Source organism: Paraburkholderia phenoliruptrix (assembly GCF_019511605.1).
Classification (GTDB): Bacteria; Pseudomonadota; Gammaproteobacteria; order Burkholderiales; family Burkholderiaceae; genus Paraburkholderia; species Paraburkholderia phenoliruptrix_A.
In genome coordinates this window covers 1-1,957 of the sequence record NZ_JAEUAV010000058.1, presented here as the reverse complement: position 1 = coordinate 1,957, position 1,957 = coordinate 1, and the positions used below count along the sequence as shown (strand labels likewise).

Here is a 1,957-nt window from a genome sequence, read left to right as displayed (position 1 = left end):
TGTTAGCGCCGATGTGAAACTGACCCACCCGCCGAAGTAAACCTGACCCACCTGGGAGACGATGGCGGCTTTTTGCCGCCGATGCTGACTCAGGAGCAAGCAGTGGAAATCAAGGTATTGGCAAGACGGGGAACGGCGGTGCGCGAGATAGCGCGGCAAACGGGCTTGTCGCGCAACACGGTGCGCCGCTATCTGCGCGATGAGCAGGCGGCCCGTTACAAGCAACGCGAGCCACGCCCGACGAAGCTCGACCCGTTCAAGAACTATCTGCTCGAACGTGTCGCCGCCGCCCGCCCGCACTGGATTCCGGCGACGGTGTTACACCGGGAACTGCAGGAAGCCGGATACGAAGGCGGTATCAGCCAGCTCAAGGCATTCCTGGCACCGTACAAGCGCGCTGAGCCCGAACCGGTGGTGCGGTTCGAGACGCCGCCGGGCAAGCAGATGCAGGCCGACTTCACAGTCATCCGCCGTGGGCGCGCGCCGCTATTGGCGCTGGTCGCCACGCTCGGATATAGCCGGGCAAGTTTCGTGCGTTTCACTGCCGGCGAGGACGCCGCGACGTTGTGCGAGTGCCTGCGTGAAGCGTTCGTCTACTTCGGCGGCACGCCCGAGCAGGTGCTGTTCGATAACGCGAAGTCCGTAGTTATCGAACGCGATGCGTTCGGTGAGGGCGAACATCGGTGGAACACGCAGTTGCTTGCTGTGGCCGAGGCCTATGGCTTCACGCCGAAGGTCTGCCAGCCCTATCGGGCGAAGACCAAGGGGAAAGTCGAACGCTTCAACCGCTATCTGAAGGAGAGCTTCGTGGTGCCGCTCGCGGCCACGCTCAAGCAGTCGGGGCTGAAACTGGATGTTGAAGCCGCCAATGCGCGTATCGGACGATGGCTTGCGGAAGTCGCCAACGTGCGCGTGCATGCCACCACGCGCGAGCGACCCGCCGCGAGGCTGGCACTCGAGCAGGCAGCACTGCTGCCGTTGCCCGCGCCGACATCGATGCCAGGACCTGCGCCCTCGAAGCTGCGCCGGGTGCTGCCGCGCGAGAGCCTTCAGCATCCTCTGGCGGTGTATGACGCGCTGCTGGAGGTTGCCGCATGAATCTCCAGCACGAACGAATTGCCAGCCTGTGCAAACAGCTCAAGCTCGAGCGCATCTCAAGCGACTGGGGAGCGCTCGCACAGCACACTGCAACGACCGATGCGAGCCTGGCCGACTTCCTCGAGCAACTGCTACATGCGGAACTCGGCGCACGCGAGGAGCGTAAGCGCCAGACGCTCACGAAGCTCGCGTCACTGCCCGCAATCAAGACGCTGGAGCAATACGACTTCAGCTTCGCCAGCGGTGCGCCAAGGGCGCAAATACAGGAGTTGGGAAGTCTGGCGTTCATCGAACGGGCCGAGAACGTCGTGTTGCTCGGCCCATCTGGGGTCGGCAAGACACATCTCGCGAGCGCACTGGCCTATCGGGCAACACAGGCCGGTATCAAGACGCGATTCATCATGGCTGCGGACCTGATGATGCAACTGGCGACGGCGCACCAGCAGAACCGTTTGCGGGAGTTCTTCAATCGAGCGGTCATCGGGCCGAGGCTTCTCGTCATCGACGAAATCGGCTATCTGCCGTTCGGGCGCGAGGAGGCGAACCTGTTCTTCAATGTGGTCGCCAAGCGGTATGAGCGCGGCTCCGTCGTGTTGACGAGCAACCTGCCGTTCACGCAATGGGCCACGGCGTTTGCTGACGACCAGACGCTCACGGCCGCCATGCTCGACCGACTCTTGCATCACGCCCATATCGTGCAAATCAGTGGCGAGAGCTACCGGCTCAAGGACAAGCGAAAAGCTGGGCAAACAGGAACGCGCGCAAGCGCGAAAGCAGCCGCGTGACACAGGATCCAGGTGGGTCAGGTTTACTTCGGCGAATCGTCGAAAGGCGGGTCAGAATTCAATCGGCGTTGACA

General features: G+C 62.6%; 2 protein-coding genes. Both read left to right on the top strand.

The features are described from left to right. The first annotated feature begins 81 nt into the window (after positions 1-81). Positions 82-1,098, top strand: a complete 1,017-nt coding sequence (gene istA / locus JNB89_RS30730; RefSeq protein ID WP_220364728.1) for an IS21 family transposase — start codon at positions 82-84, stop codon at positions 1,096-1,098. Then, complete coding sequence (istB, locus tag JNB89_RS30725) at positions 1,095-1,883, top strand: IS21-like element helper ATPase IstB (protein WP_220364727.1); 789 nt, start codon at positions 1,095-1,097, stop codon at positions 1,881-1,883. Before istA ends, istB begins: the two co-directional genes overlap by 4 nt. Positions 1,884-1,957: the final 74 nt, after the last annotated feature.

Bases quoted from the DNA above. Each gene is read 5' to 3' on its own strand.
- istA (WP_220364728.1), top strand. From the start codon at position 82: ATGCTGACTCAGGAGCAAGCAGTGGAAATCAAGGTATTGGCAAGACGG.
- istB (WP_220364727.1), top strand. From the start codon at position 1,095: ATGAATCTCCAGCACGAACGAATTGCCAGCCTGTGCAAACAGCTCAAG.